Source organism: Streptomyces sp. NPDC099050 (assembly GCF_044759865.1).
In the GTDB taxonomy this organism is placed as follows: domain Bacteria; phylum Actinomycetota; class Actinomycetes; order Streptomycetales; family Streptomycetaceae; genus Streptomyces.
The window spans coordinates 1-26,216 of sequence record NZ_JBIWAE010000040.1 but is presented as its reverse complement, the minus strand read 5'-3'; the positions used below and the strand labels follow the sequence as shown (position 1 = coordinate 26,216).

General features: G+C 73.0%; 22 protein-coding genes. 10 read left to right on the top strand and 12 right to left on the bottom strand.

Annotated elements, in window-relative coordinates:
• Positions 1 to 19: 19 nt before the first annotated feature.
• The 5 genes from ACIQV3_RS38000 to ACIQV3_RS37980 all read right to left on the bottom strand — a co-directional run bounded on the left by ACIQV3_RS38000 (position 20) and on the right by ACIQV3_RS37980 (position 2,113).
• Positions 20 to 421 (bottom strand): SsgA family sporulation/cell division regulator, encoded by a 402-nt coding sequence (locus ACIQV3_RS38000; protein ID WP_403721187.1) that lies wholly within the window; start codon positions 419 to 421, stop codon positions 20 to 22.
• A gap of 168 nt (positions 422 to 589) precedes the next feature.
• Entirely contained in the window at positions 590 to 1,018 is a 429-nt protein-coding gene (locus tag ACIQV3_RS37995) for a hypothetical protein (protein WP_403721185.1), read from the bottom strand.
• Positions 1,019 to 1,067: 49 nt separating this feature from the next.
• The gene (locus ACIQV3_RS37990) at positions 1,068 to 1,289 is read right to left on the bottom strand and encodes a hypothetical protein (protein WP_403721183.1); all 222 of its coding nucleotides are present in this window, start codon (positions 1,287 to 1,289) and stop codon (positions 1,068 to 1,070) included.
• Positions 1,290 to 1,384: 95 nt separating this feature from the next.
• On the bottom strand, positions 1,385 to 1,615 hold the full coding sequence (locus ACIQV3_RS37985) for a DUF6479 family protein (RefSeq protein ID WP_403721181.1): 231 nt from the start codon (positions 1,613 to 1,615) through the stop codon (positions 1,385 to 1,387).
• 9 nt (positions 1,616 to 1,624) lie between these two features.
• Positions 1,625 to 2,113, bottom strand: a complete 489-nt coding sequence (locus ACIQV3_RS37980; RefSeq protein ID WP_403721180.1) for a hypothetical protein — start codon at positions 2,111 to 2,113, stop codon at positions 1,625 to 1,627.
• A gap of 695 nt (positions 2,114 to 2,808) precedes the next feature.
• On the opposite strand from ACIQV3_RS37980, the gene ACIQV3_RS37975 reads away from it, so the two are divergent.
• Positions 2,809 to 3,753: a helix-turn-helix domain-containing protein gene (locus ACIQV3_RS37975; protein WP_403721177.1), complete on the top strand. Its 945-nt coding sequence runs from the start codon at positions 2,809 to 2,811 to the stop codon at positions 3,751 to 3,753.
• Here the strand turns inward: ACIQV3_RS37975 and cynR are convergent.
• Positions 3,738 to 4,649 (bottom strand): transcriptional regulator CynR, encoded by a 912-nt coding sequence (gene cynR / locus ACIQV3_RS37970; RefSeq protein WP_403721175.1) that lies wholly within the window; start codon positions 4,647 to 4,649, stop codon positions 3,738 to 3,740. The two genes, ACIQV3_RS37975 and cynR, sit on opposite strands and share 16 nt — an antisense overlap.
• A 124-nt stretch (positions 4,650 to 4,773) precedes the next feature.
• Here cynR and ACIQV3_RS37965 point away from each other — a divergent pair, with 124 nt between their 5' ends.
• Both ACIQV3_RS37965 and cynS read left to right on the top strand, forming a co-directional pair.
• Positions 4,774 to 5,373 carry a carbonic anhydrase gene (locus ACIQV3_RS37965; protein WP_403721174.1) on the top strand — a complete coding sequence of 200 codons (600 nt, stop codon included), beginning with the start codon at positions 4,774 to 4,776 and terminating at the stop codon, positions 5,371 to 5,373.
• A gap of 100 nt (positions 5,374 to 5,473) precedes the next feature.
• Entirely contained in the window at positions 5,474 to 5,944 is a 471-nt protein-coding gene (gene cynS / locus ACIQV3_RS37960; RefSeq protein ID WP_403721172.1) for a cyanase, read from the top strand.
• A 10-nt stretch (positions 5,945 to 5,954) separates the two neighbouring features.
• Here cynS and ACIQV3_RS37955 read toward each other — a convergent pair whose 3' ends face one another.
• From ACIQV3_RS37955 to ACIQV3_RS37945, 3 genes are read right to left on the bottom strand one after another with little or no spacing between them, the layout of a single operon-like run.
• Entirely contained in the window at positions 5,955 to 6,308 is a 354-nt protein-coding gene (locus ACIQV3_RS37955) for a UBP-type zinc finger domain-containing protein (protein WP_403721170.1), read from the bottom strand.
• The gene (locus tag ACIQV3_RS37950) at positions 6,305 to 7,792 is read right to left on the bottom strand and encodes an ATP-binding protein (protein WP_403721168.1); all 1,488 of its coding nucleotides are present in this window, start codon (positions 7,790 to 7,792) and stop codon (positions 6,305 to 6,307) included. Before ACIQV3_RS37950 ends, ACIQV3_RS37955 begins: the two co-directional genes overlap by 4 nt.
• Positions 7,789 to 9,465: an FAD-dependent oxidoreductase gene (locus tag ACIQV3_RS37945; protein WP_403721164.1), complete on the bottom strand. Its 1,677-nt coding sequence runs from the start codon at positions 9,463 to 9,465 to the stop codon at positions 7,789 to 7,791. Before ACIQV3_RS37945 ends, ACIQV3_RS37950 begins: the two co-directional genes overlap by 4 nt.
• A gap of 286 nt (positions 9,466 to 9,751) precedes the next feature.
• Here ACIQV3_RS37945 and ACIQV3_RS37940 point away from each other — a divergent pair, with 286 nt between their 5' ends.
• On the top strand, positions 9,752 to 10,405 hold the full coding sequence (locus tag ACIQV3_RS37940; RefSeq protein WP_403721161.1) for a TOPRIM nucleotidyl transferase/hydrolase domain-containing protein: 654 nt from the start codon (positions 9,752 to 9,754) through the stop codon (positions 10,403 to 10,405).
• Positions 10,406 to 10,465: 60 nt separating this feature from the next.
• On the opposite strand, the gene ACIQV3_RS37935 is transcribed toward ACIQV3_RS37940, so the two are convergent.
• Both ACIQV3_RS37935 and ACIQV3_RS37930 read right to left on the bottom strand, forming a co-directional pair.
• On the bottom strand, positions 10,466 to 11,335 hold the full coding sequence (locus ACIQV3_RS37935) for an alpha/beta hydrolase family protein (protein ID WP_403721159.1): 870 nt from the start codon (positions 11,333 to 11,335) through the stop codon (positions 10,466 to 10,468).
• A 55-nt stretch (positions 11,336 to 11,390) separates the two neighbouring features.
• Complete coding sequence (locus ACIQV3_RS37930; RefSeq protein ID WP_403721156.1) at positions 11,391 to 12,644, bottom strand: serine hydrolase domain-containing protein; 1,254 nt, start codon at positions 12,642 to 12,644, stop codon at positions 11,391 to 11,393.
• A 308-nt stretch (positions 12,645 to 12,952) separates the two neighbouring features.
• Between ACIQV3_RS37930 and ACIQV3_RS37925 the strand changes: the two genes are divergently transcribed.
• The 6 genes from ACIQV3_RS37925 (at position 12,953) to ACIQV3_RS37900 (ending at position 25,772) form a co-directional block, all read left to right on the top strand.
• Complete coding sequence (locus ACIQV3_RS37925; RefSeq protein ID WP_403721153.1) at positions 12,953 to 15,862, top strand: collagenase; 2,910 nt, start codon at positions 12,953 to 12,955, stop codon at positions 15,860 to 15,862.
• Between the two features lie 145 nt (positions 15,863 to 16,007).
• A complete protein-coding gene (locus ACIQV3_RS37920; protein WP_403721150.1) occupies positions 16,008 to 17,333 on the top strand; it encodes an ROK family protein in 1,326 nt (441 codons plus the stop codon).
• A 562-nt stretch (positions 17,334 to 17,895) separates the two neighbouring features.
• The gene (locus ACIQV3_RS37915) at positions 17,896 to 19,653 is read left to right on the top strand and encodes a glycosyltransferase family 2 protein (RefSeq protein ID WP_403721147.1); all 1,758 of its coding nucleotides are present in this window, start codon (positions 17,896 to 17,898) and stop codon (positions 19,651 to 19,653) included.
• A gap of 17 nt (positions 19,654 to 19,670) precedes the next feature.
• Positions 19,671 to 22,706: an acyltransferase family protein gene (locus ACIQV3_RS37910; protein ID WP_403721269.1), complete on the top strand. Its 3,036-nt coding sequence runs from the start codon at positions 19,671 to 19,673 to the stop codon at positions 22,704 to 22,706.
• Positions 22,707 to 22,866: 160 nt separating this feature from the next.
• Positions 22,867 to 23,595: an SOS response-associated peptidase gene (locus ACIQV3_RS37905; RefSeq protein WP_403721144.1), complete on the top strand. Its 729-nt coding sequence runs from the start codon at positions 22,867 to 22,869 to the stop codon at positions 23,593 to 23,595.
• Positions 23,596 to 23,957: 362 nt separating this feature from the next.
• The gene (locus tag ACIQV3_RS37900) at positions 23,958 to 25,772 is read left to right on the top strand and encodes an IPT/TIG domain-containing protein (RefSeq protein ID WP_403721141.1); all 1,815 of its coding nucleotides are present in this window, start codon (positions 23,958 to 23,960) and stop codon (positions 25,770 to 25,772) included.
• Positions 25,773 to 25,937: 165 nt separating this feature from the next.
• Here the strand turns inward: ACIQV3_RS37900 and ACIQV3_RS37895 are convergent, their stop codons facing one another.
• Positions 25,938 to 26,135 carry a hypothetical protein gene (locus ACIQV3_RS37895; RefSeq protein ID WP_403721139.1) on the bottom strand — a complete coding sequence of 66 codons (198 nt, stop codon included), beginning with the start codon at positions 26,133 to 26,135 and terminating at the stop codon, positions 25,938 to 25,940.
• Positions 26,136 to 26,216 lie beyond the last annotated feature (81 nt).

Genomic DNA, 26,216 nt, shown 5'->3' with positions numbered 1-26,216 from the left:
GGTAGGAAGCTCGGACTCTTCAGCGAGCCAGGAACTCGTCGAGGAGCTTGTCGAGGTCGAGGAACTCCTCCCCGGCGGCGATGACCGCGTAGGTCTCGTCCAGGAAGCCCCTCAGTGCGCGGGCATCCACGAAGACAACGGCGTTGTCCTCCCGATCGGCGCTCGCGCCGACCAGGTCGATGCGAAGTTCATCGCGGCCGGACCCTTTGGCGGGGCGGAATGCGACATCGCCCTCCCCCACCGGACGGTGGAGCCCCTCGGCCAGCATCTGCCGGTCGAAGTGCCACCGTGCCAAGACGTTGGCACCGTCCAGGAACTCCGCCTGCACCACGTACGGGTCTCCGCCGTCATACGAGAAGCGGGCAAGAAAATTCACGTGACCCGTCGCCGTCTCGAGGCGCACAACGATCAGAGCAGACACGCAGGACATTGATGGGCCTCCAGGATGGGCTGCTGCACAGCTCTGCGCGTGTGCCCCACTCCGCCCCCGCCACGCAGGACCGATTGGGGGAACCGCGAGACTTCAGGATCTGGAGGCCACCAGATGGAGATCGTGAGGCCCGCCTCCTCCAGGTCGATCGCCCGGCCGTCAGAGTTCGGCGCGCGTGGCGGACTGGGCGGCCCGTACGGCGACGTTGGCCGCGCCCTCTACGAGCGGCGCTGTCTGACCTTCGCCTCGGGTCAAGGTCCAGCCGCAGAGGGCTGCCCAGCCCAGCGCGGCCGCGGCCGCCTTGGCGCGCTCGTTCCGGTGGGGCAGGAACGTGCCGAAGAGCAGCGCGTCCCCCGCGTCGATGGCGACCCGGCACAGTACGGCCGTGCGCAGCGCGCTGCCCGCGGGGACCGCGAGCATGGCCGCACCGATGACGGCGTCGCGGACGCCGAGGGCCCGGGTCAGCAGTGCGGAAGAGCCCTGTTCGGCGAGGCCGCAGGGGCGGGCCAGTACCTGGGGCCGGCAGGCGACCGCCACGCCGTAACCCAGGGTGGCCACACCCATCACCCGTGCCGCTGTGGTGCGCATCAGCGATCACTCCGTTTCATTGGTTCTGGCTCGTCGATTCCCTGCCGACCTACGGCTTCGGGGCGTGGGGGCGGTCCTGCTCCTCGCGGCCGAGGCCCGGGCGCTGCCGCTTGGCCTCGTGTCCGCCGGCATCCGCTTCGCCGTCGCCTCCGTCGGAACGCCGGACGACGGCTTCGTCCGCCTCCCGGCGGGCCTCGCGGTCACCGCTCTCTCCCTCGGCCTCGGACGGGGTGGTGCGGGGGTGGCGCCGGGAATGCTCGTGGGCCGTCATATCGTCCTCCTCAGGTGGTGCGGTCCTTCGGCGCCTACCCCGTGCCGGCGCCCCCAGACGCTTCGCGCCCCGGGGAAGGGGAGCGCAGGGAACGTTCAGGTGCGCGGTGCGTGGCCGGGGCCGTCGTCATCGGGGGTCTGCCAGGAGTCCTGGCGAGCCCGTGCCTCGGGGTTCTGCTGAGCCGGGCCGGCAGGGGCTCGGCGTCGTGCGCTGCGTCGGCTGCCGTACCAGAAGGCGCCGATCAAGAGGACGGCCACGGCCACTCCGATGATGATCAGGAGCAGGGAGCTGATGGCCTCGGCCGCGAGGAATTCGGTAGCAATCATGCGTAGCCCCTACCCGCGATCTGCACATTTACGGGGCGACTGCTCCATATGGCCGCACAGGCCGTCTCCGTCGAGGATGCGTGAGCGGCGCAGAAGATCGCGTGTACCGCGCAGGTTGAGCGTGCTGTGCCAGACCAGGCCCGGATGACGGGCTCGCAGGTGGGACAGGGCTCGGGTGTCCAGGCCCGTACCGAGGAAGAACGCGTCGATGTCGAGGCCTGTGATCACTGCCTCCGCGCACAGGGGGCACATCCGGTAGTGGACCTCGCCGACGACCTTGCGTCCGTGGACCAGGAGCAGTACCTCCTCGCCCGTGCCGACGTCGCCCGGGATGTGCGAGGACAGGAGATCGATGTGCCGGTAGGCGAGGATCCTGCGGCGCAGCCGCCGAAACGTCCCTCCCCCGGCCGCGTGCCGGACCGCTCCCGCCGGGGGCGCTTCAGGACGCGAAGTCGTACGGAACAGGGTGGCCGTGGGACGCGCATGATGTCCGTGCATGCCGCTCGCGTACCCCCGCGATCCGCGCACATGCCCGCGTACGAGGACGGCAAGACCGGCGCAGTGCCGGTTCCCGGGAGGGAACACGCCTCGGCCGAGGGCGGGCACCGGCTGACCGTGACCGGCTAGCGGCGACCGGGCGGACACCGTGGCGCTGCGCGCCGGACGGGAGGCGGGCCGGTTCCGGCTCGATGTCCGGTGCACGGGCGACGCCGCCTACACCGCGAACGTCCCGCGCGACCAGCGGTACGCGGTCGCCACCACCTCCGCCCGCTACCCGGCCGTCCAGGTCGTGCGGCTGGATCGCGAGCCCCCCACCCCCGTGGGGGGACTCCGCTCCAGCCGCTCCAGCCGCCGCGATCCGTGGCGGGTCCGTGGCGGCCGTACCGCCCGTACCGCCCGTACCGCCGTTCCGTGCGGGAACGACCGTCACGGTATCGCCGGGAAGATCATCTCCCCAGGGCCGTACGCGCCAGCAAAGGGACCGGACGCGCCAAAGGGGGACCCCGCGCGCCATGTTGGGGACAGTGGGCCCCAACCCCCGCAATGACCTGGTAATTCACGCTGAACTATGCTCTGCCGCTGTGGTCTCGCACGCACATCAGGGAACAACCTCCTCCGCCCTCGCCCGGCTGAGCGTCAATGTCGCTCGGCTGGTCGGCATAGGTCCGCACGGATACGCGCACTTGCCGGGCATGGCGCCCCACCACCTCAACGACGACCTGTGCCGCACCCCTTCGGCGACCGCCATCCGCATCGCGGAACTGACCACGGTCCACGCGCCCTGGACCGAGATGTCGGTGCTGCTGGCACGGCAGTCGGACATCGGCACCCTCGGGGTCTGGGACTACCTGATCACCTCCGCGCCCACTCCGCTCGAAGGGATCCGGGACGCCGCGGCCCACTTCGCCACCGTCGCCGACCCCCTGACGGACGGCATGCGGATCACCGAGGACGGCGGGCACGTCACCATCGGCCACGTGAATCGGGCGGACATCACCCACGAGGCGGCCTGTGGCATCCGCGGCTACGCCCTCGGCCTGTACCGGCGCCGGCTCGGCGAAGCCGCGGGGCGGCGCCTCGTGCCCCTGCGCGTCTCCCTCGCCGCCAAGGCGCCCGCGCGGCACGAGGCCCTGGTCGAGCTCTACGGCACCCGGCGCATCGAGTTCGAGGCGCCGGCCAGTTCGATCACCTTCCGCACCGCGGACCTCGACTCCCCGGCCCCGCACGCCCAGCCCGGGCTGTCGGCCGTGCTCCGCCGGCACGCAGAGCAGAGCCTCGCGAGCGCGATCCCGCTGCGCGACTGGCCGGCCCTGTTCCGTACCGCCCTGGCCTCCGCCCACGACGAGGGCGCGCCGACGCTGTCCTCGGTGGCCCGGCGGATGGCCCTCAGCGCGCGCACCCTCCAGCGACGCCTCGAAGAGCACGGCACGACCTGGAGCGAGGAGGTCGAGACCGTGCGGCGGGAGCACATCGCCCGGCTGCTCCACGACACCGACCTCAGTGTCGATTCGATCGCCGCCCGGAGCGGTTACGCGGATGCCCGCGCCCTGCGCCGGGCCGTCAAGCGCTGGTACGGCACGACGCCCGCCGCCCTGCGCCGCGCCGGGCGCGGCGCCGACGCTCAGGCCGGGGTGTAGCCCCGGGCCCGGACGTGGTCGTGTGCGAGCCGGGTGAACGCGCGCGCGGCGGCGCTCCGGTAGGCGTTCTCGCGCCCGAGGAGCGCCACGGTGCGGGTGGGCAGGGGCGGTTCGAGGGGAACCGGGACGAGGTGGGGGTGGTCCTCCGTGACCGCGTCGGGCAGGACGGTCGAGAGGTCGGTGCGACGGACGATTTCGGTGAGGGTCTGGACCGAGTTGGCCTCCACCGCGATGCGCGGCCGTACCCGGTGGCCGGCCAAGTAGGCGTCGATGTGCCCGCGGGTGGCGAAGTCGTCGCTGAGCAGCGCCAGCTGACGGTCCGCCAGAGCCGACACGGGCAGGGGTCGGGGTGCCTGCGAGCCCGCGGCGGGGTGGGCGGCGGTGACCAGGCCGAGGGTTTCGGCGTACAGCGGGGTCGCGGTGATGCCGGGCGGGTGCGGGCCGTCGAAGCCGATGCCCAGGTCGAGCTCGTCGGCGAGCAGGCCGGCCTCGATGCGGTCCTGGGCCATGTCCTTGACGTCCAGGGCGACGCCGGGGTGGCGGGCGTGGAGCTCCGCCGCGAGCGGCCCGACGAGGTAGGCGGTGAACGTCGGCGTCACGGCCAGCCGGAGGTGGCCCCGGGAGAGGTCGGCGACGTCGTGGACGGCGCGTTCGGCTGCGGCGAGGTCGCCCAGGGCCCGGCGGGCGTGCTGGACGTAGGCTTCCCCGGCGTCGGTGAGGCGGACGCCGCCGCGGCCGGTGCGGTCCAGGAGCTGGACACCGATGGTGCTTTCGAGCTGCTTGACCTGCTGGGACAGGGTCGGCTGGGAGATCCGCAGCTCTTCGGCGGCGCGGGTGAAGCTGGCGTGTTCGGCGACGGCGAGCAGGTAGCGCAGGTGACGGAGTTCCAGGGCCATGGAGCCGAGTATAGATGCCATCTATAGGAGACATGAGTAATGCGTCTTGGACACTATAGATGCAGGTCGTGCATGGTGGATCTCGTCGGCCCCACGGGTCGGCAGTCATCGAAGGGAGTGACCCATGCACGACCTAATCGAGGGAGTCGCCCAGTTCCGGCGGGAGGTCTACCCGGGCAAGGCGGAGCTCTTCGCCCGGCTCGCGACGACCCACCGCCCCCGCACCCTGTTCATCAGCTGCTCCGATGCCCGTGTGGTACCGGAGCTGATCACCCAGAGCGAGCCGGGCGAGCTGTTCGTCATCCGCACCGCCGGCAACCTCGTCCCCGCGCACGCCCCCGGCACGGACGGGGTGGCGGCCAGCATCGAGTACGCCGTCGCGGTCCTGGGCGTGAGCGACATCGTGGTGTGCGGGCACTCCGCCTGCGGCGCGATGACGGCCCTGGCCGAGCGGCACGACCTCAGCGGCGCGCCGGCGGTCGCCGGATGGCTGCGCCACGCGGACGCCTCGCTCGCCCGTACCGGCGACGGGGAGGACCCCCTGAGGGTCGAGGCGCTGGTACGGGAGAACGTGCGAGCGCAGCTGGCGAACCTGGCCACCCACCCCTCGGTGGCCCACGCCCTGGCCGCGGGGTCCGTGACCTTGCGCGGCTGGGTCTACGACATCCGGGCGGGGGGCGTGGAGGAGCTCGGTTCCTCCGTGCCCGCCTCCCCCGCGGCCTGACCGGCCGCCACTCCTCGGGCCCCCGGCCCGCGTCTCCCCCACTCCATCCGCCGCTCGCCCCCACCCCCGGTGGGCGGCTCACCCGAAAGGAAGCCCTCTCATGGTGCACGCCCAGTTCGACAACACCGCCCGCCGGGCCCTGGCCGTCAAGGCCGTGGACGCCAAGATCCGCGAGGACCTGACCTGGCAGCGGATCGCGGACGCCGCGGGCCTGTCCGTGGCCTTCGTCACCGCGGCCGTGCTCGGCCAGCACCCGCTGCCCCGGGCCTCGGCCGAGGCCGTGGCCGCCCTGCTCGGCCTGGACGCCGACGACGCGGTGCTGCTGCAGACGATCCCGACCCGCGGCTCGGTCCCCGGCGGCGCCCCCACCGACCCGACGATCTACCGCTTCTACGAGATGCTCCAGGTCTACGGCACCACGCTGAAGGCCCTGGTCCACGAGCAGCTCGGCGACGGGATCGTCTCCGCGATCAACTTCAAGCTCGACGTGAAGAAGGTCGCCGACCCCGACGGCGGCGAGCGCGCGGTCATCACCCTGGACGGCAAGTACCTGCCGACGAAGCCCTTCTGATCCGCCCGGATCAGCGGTGGAGCCGTCGGCTCCAGTCCTCGGGGAGCCGGTCGGCCGGGCCCGGGGCCGGCTGGCCCGCCGGATGGCCGGAGGGCGGGGTCAGCTCGGGGCCGGACTCGTAAAGCTCGTTCGCGGCGTAGTCCCAGAACCAGGCCTCACCCGGTTCGTAGCTCTGCACCAGGGGATGGCCGGTGGACTTCCAGTGGGCGGTGGCGTGCTGAGCCGGCGAGGAGTCGCAGCAGCCGACGTGGCCGCACCGGGCACAGCGCCGCAGGTGGAACCACCAGCCGCCCAGCGCATCGCATTCGACGCAGCCGTTGCCGCTGGGCGGGACGTTCGGGTCGACTCCGTCGATGGCGGTCATGCGGGCTCCTCGGAGGGCTCGGGATCGGGCTGGGGATCGCGATCAGCCTCGGGTTCCGGTGGGGTCAGCGGGAGAAGCACCTGGAAGCGGGTGTCCCCCGGCGCGGACTCGACCTGCAGGCTTCCGTGGTGCTTGTTGACGACGATCCGCCAGGAGATGTCCAGGCCGAGGCCGGTGCCCTCGCCGACGGGCTTGGTGGTGAAGAACGGGTCGAAGATGCGGCTGCGGATCTCGGCCGGGATGCCGGGCCCCGTGTCGCGGAACTCCACCAGCAGCCGGTCGCCCGATCGTGCCGTGCGGACGGTCAGCGTGCCCTCTCGGCCGGTGCTCCCGACGGCGAAGACGGCGTTGTCGATGAGGTTCGTCCACACCTGGTTGAGCTCCGCGGGATAGGCCGGTACGTCCGGCACGGAGCGGTCGTACTCCTTGACCACCCGGATCCGGGGCCCGATCTTGCCGGAGAGCATCACCAGCGTGCTGTCGAGGAGTTCGTGGACGTCGACGACCCGGTACGGGGCGCGGTCGAGCTGCGAGTACTGCTTGGCGGCGTCGACGAGGTGGGAGATGCGGGTGGTGGAGTCGTCGATCTCGTCCATCAACAGCTCTGTTTCCACCGTGTAGTTGAGCCAGCCGATGGCTCCCGGGAGGAGGTCTTCGGCCACGCTCGCCGCGACCTGCTCCAGCCAGTCCGTGTCCAGGCCGGCCTGGACGAAGACCGGGGCGATCCGCCAGCCCTCGGGGACGCCGTGGTCCTCGAGCCAGTCGGCGAGTTCGTCCTCCCGGTCGGAGGCTTCCAGGGGACTCAACACCGGTGCTTTCGCGACCCGTTCGACGGTGCGTTCCTGGATCTCGATGAGTTCGGCGATCGCCTCGCGGGGGTAGTTCCCCTGGGAGATGTGGGCCAGCTTGTGCCGCATCTTGCCCACGCGCTCGCGCAGGGTGGCCGTGGCCCGGACGGCCGCCGCGGCCGGATTGTTGAGCTCGTGGGTGAGTCCGGCCGACAAGGAGCCCAGGGCGAGGAGCCGTTCGCGCTGGCCGATGGCCTGCTGGGTGCTCCTGGAGCCGAAGAAGAGCCCCTCCAGCAGGTGCGCGGCCATCGGGAACCATTCCCGCATGACGTCCGCGAAGGACTGGGCGGGCAGGACGAAGAACCGCGTCGGCTCGGTCACCCGCATCGAGTTGTTGTACGTCTGCGGGACGCGGTCGCCCAGGTAGGCCTGCATGGCTCCCGCGTACACCCCGCGCTGGGAGGTCCGGCCGACCTCCACCTCGTCGCCGCCGACCCGGCGGGACAGCACCACGGTGCCTTCGATCATCACGTAGAAGCAGGTCGCGGGGTCGCCCTCGGTGTACACGGGTCCGGTGTCGAACCGCTCCACGCAGCCCTCGGCGCACAGCCGCCCGAGCTGCTCCGGGGTGAGCTTCTCGAACAGGAAGAGCGAGCCGATCTCCTGCGGGGAGCACGGCATCGCCTGCCCGCTCACGACTCCTCCAGGTACCGGTGGACGAGCATCACGGCCATGGCTCCTTCTCCGACGGCGGACGCGACCCGTTTCGCGGACCGGGCGCGCGCGTCGCCCGCCACGAACACGCCGGGCACGCTGGTCTCCAGGTGGTAGGGCGGCCGGTCCAGTTCCCATTCGGCCGGCGGCCGTCCGTCCGGGGTGAGGTCGGGCCCGGCCAGGATGAAGCCGTGGTCGTCGCGCAGCACCGTACCGTCCAGCCAGTCGGTGAGCGGGGCCGCGCCGATGAAGACGAACATCCACTGGGTGTCCACGAGTTCGGACGCGCCGGTGTCCACGTCGCGCAGCGTGAGCTGTTCCAGGTGGCCTTCGCCGTGCGCCGATTCGACGGTGGTGCGGGTGCGCACCGTGATGTTGGGCGTCCGCTCGATCTGCTGGATCAGGTAGTACGACATCGAGGCGGCCAGGGACCCGCCGCGCACCAGGAGCGTCACCGATTTCGCGCCGCGGGCGAGGTACATGGCCGCCTGTCCGGCGGAGTTGGCGCCGCCGACGATGTACACGTCCTGTTCCAGGCAGGAGGAGGCCTCGGTGAGCGAGGAGCCGTAGTACACCCCGCGGCCGGTGAGGCCGTCGCAGCCCGGAGCGGCGAGCTGGCGGTAGGAGACGCCGGTCGCCAGGATGATGCCGCGCGCGCCGATCGCCGAGCCGTCGGAGAAGCGGACGACGCGGGCCGCGCCGTTCACCTCCAGTGCGGTGACCTCGCGCGCGGTGAGGATCTCGGCGCCGAACCGGCCGGCCTGGCGTCGGGCCCGTTCGGTGAGCTGAGCGCCGGACACCCCGTCCGGGAAGCCGAGGTAGTTCTCGATGCGGGAGCTCTGCCCGGCCTGTCCGCCGGTCGCGGACCGCTCGACCAGTACGGTACGCAGCCCCTCGGACGCCCCGTACAGCGCGGAGCCGAGCCCGGCCGGGCCTCCGCCGATCACGACGAGGTCGTAGAAGTCGGCGGTCGGCGTGGTCGCGAGCCCCACGTGGGCGGCCAGGTCGGGTGCGTCCGGTTCGATCAGCACGGTGCCCCCGGGGGTGATCACCACGGGCAGCCGTCGTCCGTCGGCTCCGGCCGCCCGCAGGAGGCGCCGTCCCTCCGGCTCCTCGCAGGAGTACCAGCGGTACGGCACCTGGTTGCGGGCCAGGAACTCCCGCACGCTCGACGAGGGGGCCGACCAGCGGTGTCCGACCACCTTGGTGGCGGGGACGGGCCGGTGATCGCCGGTGCGCCAGGCGGTGAGGAGGTCGTCCACGACGGGGTAGAGCTTCTCCTCGGGCGGGTCCCAGGGTTTGAGGAGGTAGTGGTCGAGGTCGACCACGTTGATCGCGTCGATCGCCGCGTTGGTGTCGGCGTAGGCGGTCAGCAGGACGCGGCGCGCGCCCGGGTACACGGAGAGGGCCTGTTCGAGGAACTCGATGCCGTTCATCTGCGGCATGCGGTAGTCCGCGAGGATCACCGCCACCAGGTCGCCGCGGAGCTTCAGCTCGCGCAGTGCCTCCAGGGCGGATTCGCCGGACTCGGCGCGCACGATCCGGTACCCGGAACCGTAGCGCCGGCGCAGGTCGCGGGCGATGGCACGGGACACTCCCGGATCGTCGTCCACGGTCAGGATCACGGTCCGCGCCGTATCGGCGACCTCTGTCATGGCTCTCCCAGCCCGAGCGGCCTGGACTGGCGGCGTCGCGGCGAGCCGCTCCCACCCGGTTCCCGTCCATCGTAGGGTCGATCGTCCGGGTCCGCGCGGACGGGCGGAGCGGGCCGGACGGCCTGGGCGGACGGGTCAGGCGGGCGGCCCGGGCGGGCGGGTCGGGCGGGATCCCGGGCGGTCGGGGTGGCGGGGCGGTCGGGTTCCGGGGCGGTCCCGCCGGCCGGACGCGCCCGCCGGCGGAAATTCCGTACCGCGGCGCCGGGAAGTCGATCAGACTCGCCCCATGGCTGACATGGCGGCGTTCGGGGATGCGGTGACCGCGTGGGCGGCCGGTGACGCCGGTGGGCTCGGTGACGTGGGGGACGCCGCGGAGGCGGCGGACGCGGCGCGCGGGCTCGCCGCGCGGCTGCCCGTACGCACCGTCGTGCTGCTCGAAGGGGCGAGCGACGCCGAAGCGGTCGGCGCCCTGGCCGCGGGACGGGGCCGGAACCTGGCCGCCGAAGGGATCTGCGTCCTGCCGATGGGCGGGGCGATGAGCGTCGCGCGCTTCGCCCGGTTCCTCGGACCGCTGGGCCTGGGCCTGCGCCTCACGGGCCTGTGCGACGAGAGGGAGCGAGACTTCTACGCACGCGGCTGGGAGCGGGCCGGCGCCGGACCCGAGGGCTTCTTCGTCTGCGCGGCGGACCTGGAAGACGAGCTCATCCGGGCGCTGGGCGTGTCCCGGATGGAGGAGCTCGTCCGGGAAGAGGGGGACCACCGCGCCCTGCGGACCTTCCTGCGCCAGCCCGCGCAGCAGGGCCGCACCGCGCAGCAGCAGGTGCGTCGCTTCCTCGGCACGAAGAAGGGGCGCAAGATCCGCTACGGGCGCGTGCTGGTCGAGGCCCTCGGCCCCGACCGCGTACCGGCGCCCCTCGACGACCTGTTCGCGATCCTGTGATCCGCCGCCGCCCGCCCGCGGGGTGGTGGCGGAGTGGTGGCGGAGTGGTGGCGGATCGGGTCAGCCCAGTCGCTCCAGGAAGAACGCGGCCGCGTCCTCGCCGGCCCGTACCCGGGCGGTCGGATCGGCGGGTTCCGGGGCGAAGAAGTCGTCGTGCCGGACCGCGGGGCCGATCGAGTGGCCGCTCGCGGTGGGGATGTGGTCCAGGTAGGGCCTCGTGTCGATCTCGTACGGGGTGATCGTGTCCGCTCCGGCCCAGCGGATGGCGACCGGAACCCGTACGGACTCCAGGCTCTCCCGGGTGACCAGGGCACCGACTCCCGGGGACACCAGGAAGACCGCCCGCACCCGGGGGTCGGAGAGGTCGCCGCCGACGCCCTCCAGGCTGCGCCGGGCGGCCTCCTCCTGCGCATACTTCGCGCGCAGGGCCTCCAGTACGCCGGGGAACTCGGGAATCTCCGGCAGCGGCGCCCCGCCCGTCAGCACGGCCCACAGGATCCCCGGATCGACGCGGGCTCCGGCGAGCGCCGCGGCCGTGTAGCCGCCGATGGAGAAGCCCGCCACGCCGACCGGGCCGAGGGGCTCTTCCCCGGCGAGCGCGTCGAGGGCGAAGGAGATGTCCTTGGGTCGTTCCCAGGGGTGGAGGAAGCCTTCCGGCTCGTAGCCGTCGACGAAGTTGTTGCCGTGGTGGTCGGGGGCCACCACGCGGAAGCCCGCCGCGTGCAGCGGGTCCACCAGCCACTCCATCTCGCTGCCCGAGCCTCCGGTGCCGTGCGAGACGAAGACCAGCGGGGCAGGTGCGTCCGGCTCCTTGCGGCTCGGCTCCCACACGTACAGGCGGACCGGCCGCGGACGGGACGCGTCGCGCAAGTCCGGACGGGACTCGTCGTACAGGACGCGTATCAGCGGCTCGGGCGCGGAGGGGATCATGGCGGCATCGTAGCGACCCGGCGTGCGCCGGGGGCGCCGGTCAAGCCCCGGCGGCTCAGCGCATCTTGAGCTCGTGTCCGGGAGCGAGGGCCGCGGAGATGCGTTCGGCTATGGTCTGGGCCGAGTTGCCGGCGGGGCTCTTGGGGCCCTGGGTCACGGTGACGGAGATGGCGAGCTTCTCCGCCGGCAAGTAGGCCTGGATGGCCGCGTAGCCGGAGAAGGACGGGTTCGTCAGGATCCAGTCGTTGACGACGATCACGCCCAGGCCGAAGTGGTGGGCAGCCGTATTGGTCAGGAGGCAGACGGTGTCCGGGCAGGAGTCCGTCGGATGGCCGAGGCCGATGGTGCCCGGGTCGAGCTGGGTCTTGAAGGACTTCGCGGACAGCAGCTCCCCGGTCCCGATGCCGCGTGCGGACCGGTCCAGGTCACAGATGTTCTGGACGAGGACCGCCCCGGGTGTGGTGGTCCACGAGGGGTTCCAGAAGGTGGATTCCTCGTAGGTGCCGCGCTCGGAGGTGAAGGCGTGCAGGGCCGGTTCCGGGATCCGCGGGGTGTACTGGTTGCTGGTCCCGCTCAGTCCGAGCGGTCCGTACACGCGCTCCTTCAGCAGCCGGTCCAGCGGGAGTCCGCTGATCTTCTCCAGCGCCTCGCCGAGCAGGTTGAAGTTGGCGTGTGAGTAGCTCCAGTTGGTGCCCGGCTCGTAGAGCAGCGGTTTGTCCGTCGCGATGCCGATGACCTCGGCGGAGGTCCACGCGCGGAACGGCTTGGCCTCCAACTCGGCCAGGAACTCCGGGTCGGTGACGTAGTCGTGCAGGCCGGAGGTCGAACTGCCGAGCATGCGCAGGGTGATCTCCGAGCCGTGCGGCACGTCCGGCAACCAGCGGGAGACGGGGTCGTCGAGCGAGGCCTTGCCCTCGTCCACGAGTTGGAGCAGTACGGCGCCCATGTAGACGATGGCCACGGACCCCGTACGGAACTTCATGGACGGCTCGGCCGGGACTCCCGTCATCGATTCCCCGAGGGCCGTGGTGAGCACCTCGCGGCCGTCGGAGGAGACCCGCAGCACCACCGAGTTCAGGCCGAACTCCCGCTGGGCCTGCTGCGCGATGGTGCGGACCTTGAGCGCGTCGCCCCGGGCGGGGCCGGGTGAGTTCACGCATGTCCCCGGAGCCGGGGCGGCCATGGCCCGGGCCGGGGCGACCGCCCCCGCCGGGGCGGCCGGCTGAACGCCGGCGGCCGCCGTCCCCGCCGGAAGGGCCGCGCCCATCAGACCGGCGACGCACAGCATGACCGTACGAGTACGCCTCACGGATTCAGTATGGGCGGGCCCCGCGCGCAGCGCATGCGGTGGCCAGGGAACCGGACGAACACAGGTGAACCGGGCGGATCCCCCTCGCATCCCCTTCGCATCCCCCTCTGACAGTCACTCAGATCCCGAGAACTGCGCCGCGGGGACTTCCAGAGCCATGTGATGTGTGCCATGTTACATCGCACACTGCATAGCCGTGTACACGACAGAGTTGACGTCCCCACCAACTCCCGTCGACGTCACGGTGCGCATTCCCCATCCGCCGCGTTGTCAGCGCGGCGGCAGACCGGCTCGGAGGCCCACCCCTCATGCGCAGTTCCCCCACCACGAAGGGCCGTGCCCGGCCCCTGATAGCCGCCCTGGCCTGCTGTCTGGGCCTGACGATGCTCGCCCCCGCCGGCCAGGCCTTCGCGCGCGAAGTGAAGCCCGCCGCGCCCGCTCCGGCCGTGAAGTCCGGCGCCGCCCCGCAGCCCTCGACCCCGGCCGCCGCGGCCGCCGCGCTCAGGTCCGAACACGCTGCCCGTCCGGACGCGGACCTGTCCCAGCGCGCACCGCTCCGCGCCACCAAAGAGGCCGCGCGCACGGAGCAGCGCTCGTCCAAGGCGATGCTGGCGCCCGGCGCCGCTGCCGCCGCCGATGCCCTCGCCGCTGCCTGCAACGTCGCGGACTTCACCTCGAAGACCGGGGCCGCGCTGGTCCAGCAGATCAAGGCCTCCGAGATGGACTGCGTGAACTCGCTGTTCCTGCTCAAGGGCAACGACGCGCAGGCCGCCTTCCGCGAGGCGCAGATGGTCTCGGTGGCCGACGCCCTGCGCACCGCCTCCGCCACCTACCCGGGCGACAACAGCACCAAGACCGGGCAGCTCGTGCTCTTCCTGCGGGCCGGCTACTACGTGCAGTGGTACAACGAGTCCACCGTCGGGACCTACGGGCCGGCTCTGAAGACCTCGATCCGGGGCGCCCTGGACACCTTCTTCGCCGCTCCGCGCGCGGCCGACGTGACCGACGCCAACGGCCCGACCCTGGGCGAGAGCGTCATCCTGATCGACAGCGCCCAGGAGAACGCGCGCTACCTCGGCGTGGCCAAGCGCTTGCTGACCGGCTACAACTCCTCGTACAACAGCAGCCCGTCGATGGTCGCGGCCGTCAACAACGCCTACACGGTGCTCTTCCGCGGCCACCAGACCGCCGAGTTCCTGCCGGCCGTACAGGCCGACCCGAGCATCCTCACGGTGCTGCGCGACTTCGCCGTCACCCATGACGCGCTCCTGGGCACGGACAAGAGCTACCTGACGGCCAACGCCGGCCGTGAACTGGGCCGTTTCCTCCAGCACTCCGCGCTCCAGGCGACCGTACGGCCGCTCGTCAAGCAGCTGCTGGACCGCACCTCGATCACCGGCCGGACCTCCTCGCTGTGGGTGCCGCTCGCCGAGATGACCACCTCGTACGACGCGGCCAACTGCTCCTCCTACGGGACCTGCGACCTGCCGGCCCGGGTGCGTGCCGCCGTCCTGACGGTCAACCACACCTGCAGCCCCAGCCTGCGGATCGTCGCGCAGCAGATGACCGCCGCCGAGCTCGGCGCGAGCTGCACCAGCCTGGCCAACCAGGACGCCTTCTTCCACAACGTGGTCAAGGACAACGGCCCGGTCGCCAACGACAAGAACACCGCGCTGGAGGTGGTGGCCTTCGACTCCAGCGCCGACTACCAGGCCTACGCCGGTGTCATCTTCGGGATCAGCACCGACAACGGCGGCATGTACCTGGAGGGTGACCCCTCGGTCACGGGGAACCAGCCGCGCTTCATCGCCTACGAGGCGGAGTGGGTCCGGCCGGAGTTCCAGATCTGGAACCTCAACCACGAGTACACCCACTACCTCGACGGCCGCTTCAACATGTACGGCGACTTCGACGCGGGGATGACCACCCCGACCGTGATGTGGGTCGAGGGCCTGGCCGAGTACATCTCCTACTCGTACCGCGGCGTCAGCTACGACCAGGCCGCCGCCGAGGCGGGCAAGAACACCTACAAGCTCAGCACGCTGTTCGACACCACCTACGACAACTCCGACTCCACCCGCGTCTACCGCTGGGGCTACCTGGCGGTCCGCTACCTGGTCCAGTCGCACCCGCAGGACGTGGCCACGCTGCTCGGCCACTACCGCGCCGGCAACTGGGCGGCCGCCCGCACCCTGCTCACCTCCACCATCGGCACCCGCTACGACGCGGACTTCGCCGCCTGGCTGGTCAAGTGCGCGGCCGGAGACTGCGGCGGCACCACCACCCCGCCGGTCAACCAGGCCCCGGTCGCCGGATTCGCGGCCTCGGTGAACGCCCTGGCGGTCACCTTCACCGACACCTCCACGGACGCGGACGGCACCATCGCCTCCCGCGCCTGGACCTTCGGTGACGGCACCACCTCCACCTCGGCCAACCCGGCCAAGACCTACGCCGCGGCGGGCACGTACACCGTCAAGCTCACGGTCACCGACAACAAGGGCGCCACCGCCACCACCAGCAAGGCGGTCACGGTCGGCAGCGCCGGGCCCGGCGAATGCGCCGCCCCCGACGTGCGGGTGCTGGGTGACAACTGCCACCGCTCCAACGTCTCCGCGACGACCGGCAACTACGGGTACTTCTACCTGGACGTCCCGGCCGGCACCGGCTCCCTGAAGATCTCGGTCTCGGGCGGCACCGGCAACGCCGACCTCTACTACAGCCCCACCGGCTGGGCCACCACCAGCAACTACACGGCCCGCTCGGCGCAGAGCGGCAACAGCGAGTCGCTGACCGTCAGCAACCCCGCGGCCGGCCGCGTCTACATCAGCCTGCACGCCGTGCAGGGCTTCGCGGGCGTCACCGTCTCGACGCGGTTCGGGACGGCCCAGGTCGAATGCCCGGGCACCGACGTCCGGGTACTGGGCGCCGACTGCAGCCGCTCCAACGTCTCCGCCACCGCCGGGAACCACCGCTACTTCTACGTGAACGTCCCGGCCGGCACCGCCTCCCTGAAGATCTCGGTCTCGGGCGGCACCGGCAACGCCGACCTCTACTACAGCCCCACCTCCTGGGCCACCACGGGCAACTACACCGCCCGCTCGGCCCAGACCGGCAACACCGAAACCCTCACCATCACCAACCCCCCGGCCGGCTACCTCTACGTCAGCCTGCACGCCGCGCAGGACTTCGCCGGAGCCACCGTCTCCAGCCGGTTCTGAGCCCGTTCGGCACACCGCCCCCACCCCTCTCCGGAGGGGTGGGGGCGGTGTGCCGCATCAGCTGCGGAACGGGAGCCGGGGCGGGACGGGCAGGGCCCGGGCGCACGGGTGGCAGACTCTCGGGGGACAGCAGTGAGGAGTACCGGTGAGTACAGATCCGCGAAGCGTGCGGCGCGGCGGCGGCGAGGGCAGCGGGCAGGGCGATGCCGGCATCGCCCCCGTCGTGATCAACGGCCCGGCCAGGCCCGCCGGCCGGGCCACCATCCGCCGGGCCAATCTGGGTCTCGTGCTGCGCCTCCTGCGCGAGACGGGACCGCGTTCCCGTGCCCGGATCGCCGATGACGCGGGACTGCCGCGGCCCACGGTCACCGGGCTGGTCACCGAGCTGATCGAACTCGACCTCGTCCGCGAGGGGGACGCCGAGCGGGACGGCTCGGTCGGGCGCCCCGGCCAGAACGTCCGGATCGACGGCCGCGCGCTCTGCGGGATCGGCCTGGAGATCAACGTCGACTACCTGGCCGCCGTGGCCCTGACCCTGGGCGGGGACACCGTCTTCGAGCGGCGGGTCGCCCTGGACGTCCGCGCCGCCGGGCCCGAGGCCGTCCTGGACCGCGCCGCCGGACTGGTCCGCGAAGCCCTCGCCACCCTCGACGCGGCCGCGATCGCCACGGCCGGGGTCACCGTCGCCACCCCGGGAGTCGTGGACATCTCGGCGGGCACCGTCGTCTACGCCGCGAACATCGGCTGGCGCGACATCGACGCGGTCAGCGGGATCCGCGCCCGCCTGGGGCGCGGGGCGCCCCCGCTGCGCCTGGAGAACGACGCCAAACTCGGCGCGGTGGCCGAGTACTTGGAGGCCTCCGCGGCCGGCATCCACGACCTCATCTACGTCACCGGCGAGACGGGCGTGGGCGGCGGCATCATCAGCGGCGGCCGGCTGCACCGCGGCGCGGCCGGGTTCGCGGGGGAGATCGGCCACATGCCGCTCGACCCGGGCGGCGCGCTCTGCGCCTGCGGGCGCCGGGGCTGCTGGGAGACCATGGTCGGGCTCACGGCCCTGTTGCGGCACGCCGCCGCCCCGGAGGATCCCGTACACGACCCCTCCCTGGACCTGGAGGCACGGCTGACGGACCTCCAGGCGCGGGCGGGCGCCGGGGACTCCCGCACGCTGGAGGCCCTGGACCGGATCGCCGACGGTCTCGGCCTGGGGCTGGCGCTGCTGGCGGACGTCCTGAACCCGCGCGCGGTGGTGCTCGGCGGCTACTTCACCTACTTCGGCGACCGGCTGGCCCCGCGGGTGGAGCGGCTGATGGCCGAGCGGGTCATGGCACCGGACACCGGCGGCTGCCGCCTCCTGCTGTCCACGCTCGGCTTCACCGCTCCGGCGCGCGGCGGGGCGCTCCTCGCCCTCGACCCGGTGTACGAGGACCCGGCCCGGACGGTGGCGACGGCCACGGCCACGGGGGCCTGAGGGCCCGGGACCTGGACCCTGCCCCCGTGCGGCGGGGCCAGGATCGCGTAGCCCCGGCAGCCGCCACGGGGCCGCCTCGGGCTCCTGAGGCCCGTCCGCACCTCAGGCCCCTGAGGCCCCTCCGGTCCAGAACGGCCGGGCCCACAGCGTCATGCGTGCGTCCTCGCTGTCCTCCGGGCCGCCCCGGGCGGCCTCGTACCCGCTGACGACCATCGTCGGTCCGCGCGCGCTCGATGACACCTGTGGGGTCGGGTACGTGCTCACCAGGAGGCGGGGACGCGCCGCGCGCGTGGGCCTCCACCTCGATCTCGAGCCCGCGCGGCCGCCCGGCCGCGCAAGTCTTCGATGTCTGTTCACTCCCCCGTGACCTGCATCTTCCCGGCGGGAGGCGGCGCGGCCGGTCGAATGGGTGGAGTAGAGGTCTGGACCACTTGAGATGCGCCAATCCCGTGGCCGATTACGCGTGTTGGCCGCACGGAAACAATTGGTCTATACCTCTGGCGCTATGGTGACCGTGGTCAGGTCAGCCGAAACGGGCGCATAGACAGCCGTGGGGGGCTTTATGAGTGTTCATCATCTTCCACAACCACCTTCCGACGAGGAGCTCTACTGGTACTTCGGCCCGCAACGACGCTGGGTCCTCATCAGCACGAGCCTCGCCTTCGTCTTCACCGCGGCGACCATGTTCACCTTCGCGCTGCGCACTCCGGCCCTGTGGGCCTTCCTCGCCGTCCTCGGGCTCAACCTCGCCGCCCTCGTCCTCTCCTCCGTGAACAGCCTGCGCCAGCGCAGGCTCACCCGGCCCTCGCACGAGGTGCTCGTACGTGCCTGGCAGCCCGCCCGACTGCCGGGCGTGGACCTGTACTTGCCGACCTGCGGCGAGCCGCTCCCCGTCCTGGACAACGCCTACCGCGCGGTCGCGTCCGTCGACTGGCCGGGCGCGCTGACCACTTGGGTCCTGGACGACGCCGACCGGCCCGAAGTCGCCGCGCTGGCGGCCTCGTACGGGTACGAGTACGTGGTACGGCCCGACCGCGGCCACCTGAAGAAGGCCGGGAACCTCAATCACGCGCTGACCCTGAGCAGCGCCGAGTTCATCGCCATCCTCGACGCCGACTTCGCACCCCGCCCGGACTTCCTGCGCCATCTCGTGCCCTATCTGGCCGACCCGGCCGTCGGGATCGTGCAGAGCCCGCAGTGCTTCGACACCGACGGGTCCATGGGGTGGATCCAGCGCGCCGCGGGCTCCGCCCAGGAGTGGTTCTTCCGCTGGATCCAGCCGTCCCGGGACGCGAGCGACGCCGCCATCTGCTGCGGCAGCAACGCCGTCTACCGGCGCGCCGCCATCGACCTGGCCGGCGGCTTCGCCCGCCTCGACCACAGCGAGGACCTGTACACCGGCCTCGCCCTGCACGCGCGGGGCTTCCGCACCCTGTACGTGCCGGTGCTGGTCGCCAAGGGCACCTCCCCCGACGAGGTCACCTCCTTCGTCAACCAGCAGTACCGGTGGGCGATGGGCAACCTCCACCTGCTCACCTCGCCCGTCCTGCGGAGGATGGGCGCGCCCTGGCGGATGCGCCTGTGCTTCTACGAGGGCGTCGTCGGCTATCTGGCCGCCGCCGTGAACACCTTCGCGGCGCCGCTGCCGCCCCTGGTGATGATGTTCTGGTACCCCGACGACATCCGCCCCTGGCACGTCCTGCCCCTGCTCGCCCCGCTGTGGCTCTGGCACGTGCTGCTGCCGCGGATCAGCAGGACCCGCTGGCGGGTGGAGGTGATCCGGGCGAACGTCCTGACGAGCGTCGCGGCCGCCACCGCCTTCCTGCACACGCTGCGCGGCCGCAGTGCCGACTGGGTGCCCACCGGCACCCGGGGCCCCGCCCGTTCCGGCGGGATGGCCCGCCGGGTGGTGGGCGTCTCGCTGCTCTGGCTGGTCCTCTCCAACGGCGCGGCCGCGGCGGGCCTGGCACTGGCCGTGGCCCGCAACGGCTGGGAGCCCAACTGGGGGCTGCTCCTCTACTTCCTGGTGCAGTGCCAGATCAACGGGCCGCTGGTCCGGGACCTGATCGCCGAGCTGCGGCCGGCGGCGGCCTCCGGGAAATCCGCCGGGGACCCCGTCGCCGGGGACGCCCCGGCGGGGCCCGGACCGGATCCGCGCGGCGGCCGTCGCCGCAGCCTCGTACGGGCCTTCGGCGGCCACTCCCCCAGCGGCGTGCTGCCGCGCCGCTGGCCCGAGACCCTCGCCGCCTCGGCGGTGCTCCTGCTCACCGGCCTGCTGGCATCCGGGTGGGTCAACCCCATGCTTCCCTGGCTGAGTTGAAAGGCTCCACGAACACCATGCACTCCCCCGCCCCCTCCTCCCCGCCCGTTCCCGTGCCACCCCCCGAACCCACCCCGTCGGCCGCCGCCCCGTGCGCGCCGGCCGCACGATCCGGGGGCGAGTCCGGACCCAGTCCGCACCGCTCCGCGTTCCGGCCCGACATCGAGGGGCTGCGCGCCGTCGCCGTCCTCGCGGTCCTCGCCTTCCACGCCGGGGTTCCGGGGCTCGCGGGCGGATTCGTCGGCGTGGACGTCTTCTTCGTGGTGTCCGGCTACCTGATCACCGGCCTGCTCGTCCGCGAGGCGATCACCACCGGCCGGATCGGGCTCCTGGACTTCTTCTCCCGGCGGGCCCGGCGGCTCCTGCCGTCCGCCGCCGTCGTCCTCGCCGCGGTGGCACTGGCCGGGGCCTGGCTGACCGTGCCGCTGCGCCGCGCCGACCTGGAGCACGACGTGGTCGCGGCGGCGCTCTCCGTCGCCAACTGGCGGTTCGTCGCCCAGCGGACCGACTACCTCGCCGCCGGGCACGAGCAGAGCCCGCTGCTGCACTTCTGGTCCCTCGCCGTCGAGGAGCAGTTCTACCTCCTCTGGGCGCCGCTGCTCGCCCTGATCGTGCTCGGCGCGGCCCGGGCCGTACGCCGTGGCCGCGCCGTGCGCTCCACCGTCGCGCTGGCCGCCGTACCGCTGGTGCTCGCGTCGTTCGCGCTGTCGCTGCGCTGGACGGACCACTCCCCTTCGCTCGCGTACCTCGCCACGCCCTCGCGGGTCTGGCAGTTCGGGGTCGGTGCGCTGGTGGCCCTGTTGCCCTGGCACCTCATGCGCGGCCCGCGCCCGCTGCGGCTGCTGTGCGGCTGGGCCGGGGGCGCGGCGATCGTCTGGAGCGCGCTCGCGTACGACGCGTCCACGCCGTACCCCGGCTTCCCCGCCCTGGTTCCGACCCTGGGGGCGGCGGCCGTGATCCTCGCCGCGATACCCGGCCGGGGCGAGCGCAGCGCACCGGGCAGCTACGGGATCGGCCGGTTCCTCGCGGGGCGGGCGCCCCGGGCGGTGGGGCGGCTCTCCTACACCCTGTACCTGTGGCACTGGCCGGTGCTGGTCCTGGCCGAGGCCCGCTTCGGCCCCCAGGACTGGCCGGTGAAGGCGGCACTCACGCTGGCCGCCGCACTGCCCGCCTACGCCACCATGCGCTGGGTCGAGCAGCCGCTGCGCCGCAGCCGCACCGTCTCCGAACTCCCGCGCCGCGGACTGTCGGTGGGCATCACGGCCGTGGTCCTGCCGTTGGTCCTCGCGCTCGTGGTGGGAACGACCACGCTGAACCTGCTGGGTCCGGCGACGCCCGTCCAGCCGGCCGGTCTGCCCCCGGGCGCCGCCTCCGGCCCGCACCTGCTCGCCCGTACGGGCTCCGCGCCGCCGCAGGCGGGACCGGTCGTGCCCGGCCCGGCGCAGGCGCGGGCCGACTTCCCGCCGGACGGGGCCTGCGAGGTCGCCCCGGCCGTGACCCGCAGCCCGGACTGCCTGTTCGGCGCGGTGGACAGCCCGGACCGGATCGTGCTGCTCGGCGATTCGCACGCCGGACAGTGGTTCTCGGCGACGCTCGCCATGGCCGCACAACGGGGCTGGGCCCTCCAGGAGTTGGTGAAGCAGGGCTGCCCCCTGCCGCAGCTGGCGGTGGACAGTCCCCAGCTCGGCCGCGCCTACCGGGAGTGCGACACGTGGCGGGCCGACGCCCTGGAGCGGCTGCGGCGGCAGCCGAAGCCGCGGCTCATCGTGATCTCCTCGCTCAACCGCTACACCGCCGATTCCGGGTTGCTCGCCGAGGCCTGGGAGAAGACCCTCGAACCCCTGCGGGCGATCGGTGCGCCGATCGTCTACATCGAGGACACCCCCGTGCCCGGTACGGACGTCCCCGCATGCGTGTCCGGCAGCCCCGAGGACCCCGCCGCCTGCGCGTTCGACCGTACGGGCTCGCGCCGGCCCGACCCGCTGGCCCTGCGGATCGCCGCCGGCGCCCTGCCCGGCGTACGCGCCGTGAGCGTGAACCCGGTGCTGTGCCCGGGTGACGGGCCGACCTGCCCGGCCGTGCTGGACCGCATCATGCTCTACCGGGACGACGCCCACCTCACCAACGCGGCGGTCGTCGTCCTGACCCCCCGGCTCGAACGGCTGCTCACGGATTCCGGGGCGCTGCCCGCCGTGGGCGCGTCCGCCACCACACCCGGGGAGGCCCGGCCGGCGGGGTGGACCGAGGTCTTCCGGGAGGAGTTCGACGGCCCCGCGGGCAGCCCGCCGTCCTCCGCGAACTGGCTGCACGACACCGGCACGTGCTACCCGGGCTGCCCCGCGGCCCAGTGGGGCACGGGTGAGATCGAGACGATGACCGACTCGACCGACAACGTCCGCCTCGACGGCAAGGGCGCGCTGGAGATCGTCCCCACCCGCACCGACGGCGCGTGGAAGTCGGGCCGCATCGAGACCCGGCGCTCCGACTTCGCGCCCCCGGCCGGCGGGACCCTGCGGATCGAGGCCGCGATCGCCCTGCCCGCGGTGACCGGAGCCGGGGCGGCGGGCTACTGGCCGGCGTTCTGGACCCTCGGGGCGCCGCTGCGCGACGGGTACACGGGCTGGCCGGGCGTCGGGGAGCTCGACATCATGGAATCGGTCAACGGCCGGGACAGCGTCTTCGCCACCATGCACTGCGGAACCCTGGAAGGCGGCCCGTGCCGGGAACCGGCGGGCCTGAGCTCGGGCCCGCAGCCGTGCGGGGACTGCCGTACGGGCTTCCACACGTACGCCGTCGAGGTCGATCTCTCCGCGGGCGCCGAGGAGGTGCGCTGGTACCTCGACGGCCGCGTGCACCACCGGGTGGCCGCCTCCCGGATGGACCCGGACACCTGGAAGCGGGCGGTGGACCACGGCCTCTTCCTGATCCTCAACGTGGCCATCGGCGGCAACCTCCCCCTGGCCGACGGCAAGACCCCGGGCCCAGCCACCGAACCGGGCCACCCGATGCGGGTCGACCGGGTGACGGTCTCCACGCGGGCCCGGCCGGCCTGAGCGCACGCCTCCGCCCTCCCGGCTGTCGCCTCAGCCGGGAGGGCACGTCGGCGTACTCCGCGAAGTCCGTGGTCGAGGGGCTGAGGTCGGCCGACCCGTCGGGGGACTCCGTCCGGCGAGCTCCACCCCGCCCGGACGGGAAGGGTGGGACAGTGGAGGCATGTGTGGTCGATACGCCTCCTCCCGCGCGCCGGAAGACCTCTCGGGACTCTTCGATGCCCGGCTCGAACCCGGACGGGAGCTCGGGCCCTCGTGGAACGTCGCGCCCACCGACGAGGTGTGGGCGGTGCTGGAGCGCGCCGACCGGGACACCGGGGAGCTCGGGCGGCAGCTGCGTCCGGTGCGGTGGGGGCTGGTGCCGTCCTGGGCCAAGGATCCCGCCGTGGGAGCGCGGATGATCAACGCGCGGGTGGAGACCGTCCACGAGAAGCCGGCCTACCGCAAGGCCCTGGCAAAACGCCGCTGCCTGCTGCCCGCGGACGGGTTCTTCGAGTGGGTCGCCGTACCCGCCACCGGGTCGGCCAAGGCCTACAAGCAGCCCTATTTCATCCGCCCCGAGACCGGCTCCGTCATGGCCATGGCCGGTCTGTACGAGTTCTGGCGCGACCCCGCCGTCGAGGACCGGGACGATCCGGCCGCCTGGCTCACCACGGCCACGATCATCACCACCGAGGCCACCGACGCGGCCGGCCGCATCCATCCCCGGATGCCGCTCGCCCTCGATCCCGGTGACTACGAGGCCTGGCTCGACCCCTCCCACGAGGACACGACGGATCTCCGCGCCCTGCTCCACACCCCCGCCGGCGGGCGGCTCGCGGTGACCCCGGTCTCCACCGCCGTCAACAGCGTCCGCAACAACGGCCCCCACCTCGTGGATCCCGCCGGCTGACGACAGCCCGCCGGCACGACCGCACGACAGCCCGAGAGACCGGGCCCACACCACGGCAACCCACCATCTTGTCGGACATCCGTACGACTTCGGTGGCCGATTTCGGGGTTTCCAACGGTTTGGCGGGACGATCCGGCATTTGGTGCCCGCGGCGCCCCGGCCGCTGCGATGCTTCCGCCGGTATCACTGGGCGTCGTCCTTCCAACGCGCCCTGGAATACCGGCGAACGGGCGGCACCGCCGGACGGGACCGCGTTCCGGTTCGTCGTACGGCAGCGCCCGGCCGCGGCTTCCCGGGAGTATGCGACTCCGGCCGCTGCCGGGCGGAGGCGAGAGGGGGAGACTTCGATGTCTTCGACTGCTGTGTTACACGGTCCGCGCACCCAGTGGCGGCGCCGCCTGCTGGCGGTGGCCGCGTCCTCGGCACTGGCCGCGGGCGGCCTGACGGTTCTGGCGCCCCCGGCTTCGGCCGAGGGGGTGTGCGCCGCTCCGGTCCTGGTGGGTGCCACGACCACGATCACCTGCTCCGCGGGGGGTTCCGGAAGCGTCACGGTGCCCGACGGCGTCGTGAGCGGTGTGGTGACCCTGGACGGCGCCGGAGGCGGGAACGCCGCCGACGGCACCGCGGGCGGCAAGGGCGCGCACCTCGTCGCGACCGTTCCCGCCACGCCCGGGCAGACCTTCAACGTGACGGTCGGCCGGCGCGGTGCCAACGGCGCTCCGAGCGCGCAGTTCGGCGTGCCGGGATCCGGCGGCGCCCTCGTCGCGGTGACCACGGCGGCCAACGCGCCTCTGCTGACGGCCGGTTCGGGCGGCGGGGCGGGCGGAGCGGGCATCGGATCGCCCGCCTTCCGGGGCGCTGCCGGCGGTGACAGCGGCAGCGCGGGAGCCCACGGCAACGGCCTGGTCCCCGACGCCGAGGGCGGTACGGGCGGCGGCCCGGGCAGCGACACGGCCGGCGGGGCCGCCGGGACCGGAGGGCCCGGCGCGGACAACGAGGGCCCGAACGGCTCCCCGGGCGCCTACCCGAACGGCGCGGGCGGCTCCGCCGCCCAGGGCGTGTTCAGCCCGACGGGCGCCGGCGGTCGGGGCGGCGCCGGGTACGGCGGTGGAGGCCGCGGCGGCGCCGGCGGCAGATACGGCTCCACCGGTGGGGGCGGGGGAGGCGGAGGCGGAGGGTCCAGCCTGGTCTCCGGGACGGTTCCCGACTCCTCCGTCACCCTGACCGAGGGGGCCAACTCCGGTGACGGGCGCATCGTGTTCGCCTTCACCCTGCCGCCCACGGTCACGTCCGTCGGCCCGGCCGCCGGACCCACGGCCGGCGGTACGGCCGTGACGGTCACCGGCACCAACCTGACCGGCGCCGTCCTCACCTTCGGCGCGGGCAACCCGGCCACCGACGTCACGTGCGCGGCGACCTCCTGCACCGCCACCGCTCCGGCCGGTTCGGGCGCCGTGGACGTCCAGGCCACCACCCCCGGCGGCACCAGCGCCCCGTCGCCCGGCGGCCGGTACACCTACGTCCCCGCCCCCGTGGTGACCTCCCTCAGCCCGTCCACCGGCACGACGGCCGGCGGTACGGTCGTCACCGTCACCGGCACCGGCCTGGACGGCGCCACCGCGATCGACTTCGGCCCCGGCAACCCGGGCACCGGCCTCTCCTGCACCGCCACGAGCTGCACCGCCACCGCGCCCGCCCGCGCGGCCGGCTCCGTGGACGTCCAGGTCACCACGCCCGGCGGCACCAGCGCCGTGACCGGCGCGGGCCGGTACACCTACCAGCTGCCGCCCGCCGACATCGATGTGGACCTGGCCGCACAGCCCGGCCTCGGCCTGCTGGTCCCCTACCTCACCTACACCCTCACCACCCGCAACACCGGTCCCGGTACGGCCACTTCGGCCACGGTCAGCGCGAGCCTGCCGCCGGGCGCGTCCGCCAACACCCTGTCCCCGGGATGCACGGCTTCCGGATCCACCGTCACCTGCGCCTACGGGACCATCGCCAACGGGGCCGCCGCCACCAAGACGTTCCGGGTACCGCTGGGCCTGCTCTCACTGGGGCGCGTCTCGGTCTCCGCCACCCGTACGGCGTCCTCGCCGACCGACCTCAACCCGCTCAACGACAGCGCGACCGCGAGCTGCACGGTCATCTCCGTCCTCCTGGCCACCTGCCCCTGACGCCGACACCGCCCCGCGGCCTCCCTCCCCCACCCACGGGAGTCCGCACCCACCCGATTGCCGCCGGCCCGCCTCGTCACGAGGCGGGCCGGCGGTGCGTCCGGGCCGACGCCGCGTCCGCTTCGGCCGTCAGTCCGGGCGGTCGTAAGTCCGGCCGCCCCAAGGTCAGATGGGGTCCGCCCGCTCTCCGTCGCTCAGTCCGTGCCCCGTGACCGCCCGGGCGTACGAGCGCAGGGCGGCGATCACCTCGGTGCGCGTGCGCCGTCCCGCGAGGACCTCCATCTGGTAGCCGTCCTCCATGGCAACGAAGTTCGCGGCGAGCAGCCGGGGCGGATCCTGGAGCAGGAAGTGAGCCTTTTTCAACCTGACGGTGGGGCTGTGGTGTTGGTCGGTGTGGGCTGTACGGAACGACGAAGCTCCTGGTAGATGGGTTCTCGACCAAGA